Origin of the sequence: Acinetobacter sp. UBA6526, assembly GCF_002434875.1 — a bacterium.
Classification (GTDB): Bacteria; Pseudomonadota; Gammaproteobacteria; order Pseudomonadales; family Moraxellaceae; genus Acinetobacter; species Acinetobacter venetianus.
The window spans coordinates 1-4,552 of record NZ_DJLC01000133.1; the positions used below are offsets into that span (position 1 = coordinate 1).

3 protein-coding genes are annotated in these 4,552 nt (G+C 43.3%); 1 reads left to right on the forward strand and 2 read right to left on the reverse strand.

From position 1 onward, the window contains the following. Together B4237_RS08940 and B4237_RS08945 are read right to left on the reverse strand one after the other, a co-directional pair. Positions 1-1,988, reverse strand: a 1,988-nt coding sequence (locus tag B4237_RS08940; RefSeq protein ID WP_286942781.1) for an efflux RND transporter permease subunit, incomplete at its 3' end; no start/stop codon positions are given. A gap of 6 nt (positions 1,989-1,994) precedes the next feature. Beyond that, positions 1,995-3,218, reverse strand: a complete 1,224-nt coding sequence (locus B4237_RS08945) for an efflux RND transporter periplasmic adaptor subunit (protein ID WP_278596605.1) — start codon at positions 3,216-3,218, stop codon at positions 1,995-1,997. 196 nt (positions 3,219-3,414) lie between these two features. Here B4237_RS08945 and B4237_RS08950 point away from each other — a divergent pair, with 196 nt between their 5' ends. Beyond that, the gene (locus B4237_RS08950; protein WP_278596606.1) at positions 3,415-4,446 is read left to right on the forward strand and encodes a LysR family transcriptional regulator; all 1,032 of its coding nucleotides are present in this window, start codon (positions 3,415-3,417) and stop codon (positions 4,444-4,446) included. Positions 4,447-4,552: the final 106 nt, after the last annotated feature.

Genomic DNA, 4,552 nt, shown 5'->3' on the forward strand with positions numbered 1-4,552 from the left:
GCAGCATATTTTTGATTTAATGCACCAGCAATCGCATTGGCTGAAAGATCAGCGCCTTTACGTTCATCAAATGGTTTTAAGGTGACAAAGACGATCCCTGCACTTGAGCTGTTGGTAAAGCCATTGATGGATAAACCGGGGAATGCTACGGCACTTTCGACGCCGGGTTGTTTGAGCGCGGCATCACTCATTTTTCGAATCACAGTTTCAGTGCGGTCGAGTGAAGCACCATTTGGTAATTGGGCAAAACTAATCAGGTATTGTTTATCTTGAGCAGGAACAAATCCTCCGGGAACGATATATGAAATCCCAATGGTCAGACCAAGTAATGCAGCATAGACACCCATTGCTGAAGCTTTATGGGAAATGACGCGGTTCACGCCTCGACCGTATTTGTCCGAAGCACGAGAGAATACACGATTGAATAATGCAAAGAAGCGTCCAAAGACACGATTCATAAAACGCGTCAGTACATCAGGTTTCGCGTCATGACCCTTCAGTAACATTGCAGCTAAGGCAGGCGAAAGGGTAAGAGAGTTGAATGCTGAAATGACAGTTGAAATAGCAATCGTCATTGCGAATTGCTTATAAAACTGACCTGTTAAACCTGTCATGAATGCAAGAGGGACGAACACGGCAACAAGAGTCAGGGCAATCGCAATAATCGGGCCGCTCACTTCACGCATGGCACGATAAGTCGCATCTCTTGGGCTTAAACCTGCTTCAATATTCCTCTCAACATTTTCCACCACGACGATCGCATCATCGACTACGATTCCGATAGCGAGAACCATCCCGAATAGCGAAAGTGCATTGATGGAATAACCAAACGCCAGCATCAGTGCAAATGTACCAATTATCGAAACAGGTACAGCGAGTAAAGGAATGATGGATGCTCGCCATGTTTGTAGAAATAGGATTACAACCACGACAACTAGAGCAATCGCTTCAAGTAAGGTATGAATAACAGCCTTGATACTGGCACGTACGAACTGAGTTGGATCGTAAACAATGTCGTATTTAATCGAGGATGGAAAATCTTTAGAAAGTTCCTGCATGGTGCTACGCACTTGATCAGAAACTTGTAACGCATTAGCACCCGGTGCTTGGAAAATTGGAATTGCGACTGCTTGTTTATTGTCCAGTAATGAACGTAAGCCATATTGAGATGCTGCAAGTTCAACGCGTGCGACATCGCCGAGTTTGGTCACAGCACCATCAGCAGCTGTTTTTAAAATAATATCAGAGAACTCTTGTTCAGTACTTAAACGACCTTGAGCATTCACGGATAGTTGCAAGGGTGAATCATTGGGTGCAGCCCCGATAGTTCCCGCTGCAACTTGAATGTTTTGTTCACGAATTGCATTGACGACTTCAGTGGCGGTGAGATTTCGTTGAGCGACTTTCTGTGGATCTAGCCAAACTCGCATCGCATAATCGCCAGAACCAAACAGCCCAACTTCGCCAACACCCTGCAAACGAGCCAAACGATCTTTGACGTTGAGGACTGCATAGTTCCTCAGATAAGTCATATCGTAGCGGTTATCTGGAGATGTTAGATGCACAACCATGGTTAAAGTGGGCGAGCTTTTTAGTGTTGTAACACCTAAACGTTGTACGTCTTCTGGGAGGCGGGGCAACGCTTGCGAAACACGGTTCTGTACCAGTTGTTGTGCTTTATCTGGATCAACACCTAGCTTGAAGTTTACTGTAATCGTCAGGTTGCCGTCACTGTTTGCTTGGGACTGCATGTACAGCATGTCTTCAACGCCGTTAATAGATTCTTCTAACGGAGAAGCCACGGTCTCTGCAATCACTTTAGGGTTTGCCCCTGGATATTGGGCACGTACCACAACTGAGGGTGGCACAACTTCGGGATATTCGGAAATTGGAAGCTTAAAGACAGAAAGTAGGCCCGCCAGCAAAATCAATACTGACAGCACGCCAGCAAAGATCGGCCGATCAATAAAAAACTTAGATATATTCATATTGGATTAACCTTTGGCCGAAGTTGAGTTTTTGTCTGTAGGCTGAGGTTGTGAGGAGGTATTCTCTGCAATGATTTGCGCGTTTGGCATAGCAACAAGGTGTGGTGTAATTGGATCTCCGGGACGAATTCGTTGTAGACCATTGACCACGATACGTTCACCAGCTTTTAAACCAGCGTCAACGATTTGTAAGCCATCTTGTTGAGCACCCAGTTTAACTTCACGATATGCAGTTTGATTTTTGGCATCTACCACAACCACAAAGCGCTTGTCTTGATCTACGCCAATTGCAGTCGGATTGATGAGAATGGCTGAGCGAGGTTGTCCTCCACCAAGACGAATACGAGCGTAAAGTCCTGGGAGCATAACGCCTGTAGGATTTTCAAAAGTAGCGCGAACACGGATAGTGCCTGAAGTACTATCGAGGTTATTGTCGATGGAGCTGATATAACCTTCGCGAGAAAAACCAGACTCATTTGCAAGTCCCATATACACTGGCACTTGAGCTGAGTTTCTTTGGTTACTGATATATTTTAGGTAGGTTTGCTCATCTACATCAAAAGAGGCATATAAGCGCGAAACAGAGACTAGTCGAGTTAACACTTGTGCACCATTTCCAGCTGAAACTACGTTTCCAACCGTCACTTCTGCTCTAGAGATTCGACCACTGACAGGTGCAGTAATTCGGGTATATTCCAGATTTAATCGAGCAGATTCTACGGCAGCTCTGGCCGCTTGTAAGTTCGCATTTGCTGAGCGGGCTTCATTTTGAGCTTGATCAAGCTCTTGACGAGCAATGGCATTGCTTTCGATTAAGCGTTGGTTACGGCTGAGGTTTGCGGAGCTATACGTTACTTGTGCCTCGGCAGAGGCAAGTTGAGCTTTGGCGCGGTTGAGTTCTGCTTCAAATGGTCGAGGATCAATGCTAAATAGCAAATCGCCTTTATTGACTAAACTACCATCTTTAAAGTGGACAGCAATCAGTTTACCTGAAATTTGTGGGCGTATATCGACTTGATCAATCGCTTCTAAACGTCCTGAGTATTCTTGCCAATCGGTAATGGTTTTATTGACAACTGTGGCTACATCTACTGTGGTTGCGGGTTGAGAATTCGCTGCTGGGGTAGCTTTTGCATCTGCATTTTCTTGAAAGAGAAGAAAACTGCCACCTGTAGCAAAAATGGCAATAATGACAGCAGACAGCGTCAGCTGTTTGCGAGAAAGTGACATGAGGTGCTCCTAGTTATTTGGATCCCTGTTTTCAGACTTTTAGTTATGGTCTGTATGGGAGAAACAGGATTTATGGAATGAAAGGAGGATAAAAGTTTGTCAATAATGAATAAATACATTAAATTTGATAACACTATTCGTATTTTTATAATAATCGTTAGATAATTGTTTAGATTATTGGATTGGGAGTGGGCTTGTGGATTTATTTCATGCGATGAAAGTTTTTAATAAAGTTGTTGAAACCAACAGTTTTAGTTTGGCTGCCGATACGCTGGGTTTGCCACGAGCTTCTGTGACCACAACGATTCAATCTTTAGAAAAACATTTACAAGTTCGCTTGCTTAATCGAACAACGCGTAAGCTGAGTTTAACCCCAGATGGTGCTGTGTATTATGACCGTACCGTGAGAATCTTAGCCGATGTTGAAGATGTTGAATCTTCTTTTAATGATGCTGAGAGAGGGCCGCGTGGACGATTAAGGATTGATGTTCCTGTCTCGATTGGACGACTGATCTTGATTCCTCGACTACGTGAGTTCCATGCACGTTATCCTGACATTGATCTTGTGATTGGGTTGAATGATCGTCCAGTTGATTTGGTCGGCGAAGCTGTCGATTGCGCAATTCGAGTCGGTGAATTGCAAGACTCTAGTTTAATTGCAAGACGTATCGGAACTTTCCAATGTGCGACAGCTGCATCACCTTGTTATTTAAATAAAAAGGGTGTTCCGACCTCGATTGAGGATTTACAGAAAAATCATCAAGCGATTCATTTCTTTTCAAGTCGTACAGGTCGTAATTTTGACTGGGATTTTATGGTTGATGATTTGATTAAAAGTGTCAGTGTCAATGGGAACGTATCGGTTAATGATGGAGATGCCTATATTGATTTGGCGTTACAGGGATTTGGGGTGATTCAAGGGCCTCGTTATATGCTTACTGATCATTTAGAGTCTGGAGCATTAACAGAAGTACTCCCGCAGTGGACACCTGCGCCGATGCCGATTTCAGCGGTATATTTACAAAGCCGCCATTTATCACACAAGGTTAGAGTCTTTGTTGATTGGGTTGCAGAGTTATTTGCTGCCTGTCCGTTATTGGGTGGCAGTACGATGCCACTCGATCAGAAATGTAAATTTGCATGTGATCAAAAGACTAATCATGAATATACGATTCGTACTTTAGTGGAGCAGCATAATATTGCAGAAGCGAGAGCATTGAAAACTTAATTTAAAAACAATGTCACATTGTTTTTTATCGATATTATTCTAAAGCTCAATAATTATATTGATAAATTTCTTCATTTATCTTTTAGGGGTAAATGCTGTCATTTCT

Coding starts and splice junctions, on each gene's coding strand:
- B4237_RS08945 (WP_278596605.1), bottom strand. CDS start 3,218: ATGTCACTTTCTCGCAAACAGCTGACGCTGTCTGCTGTCATTATTGCC.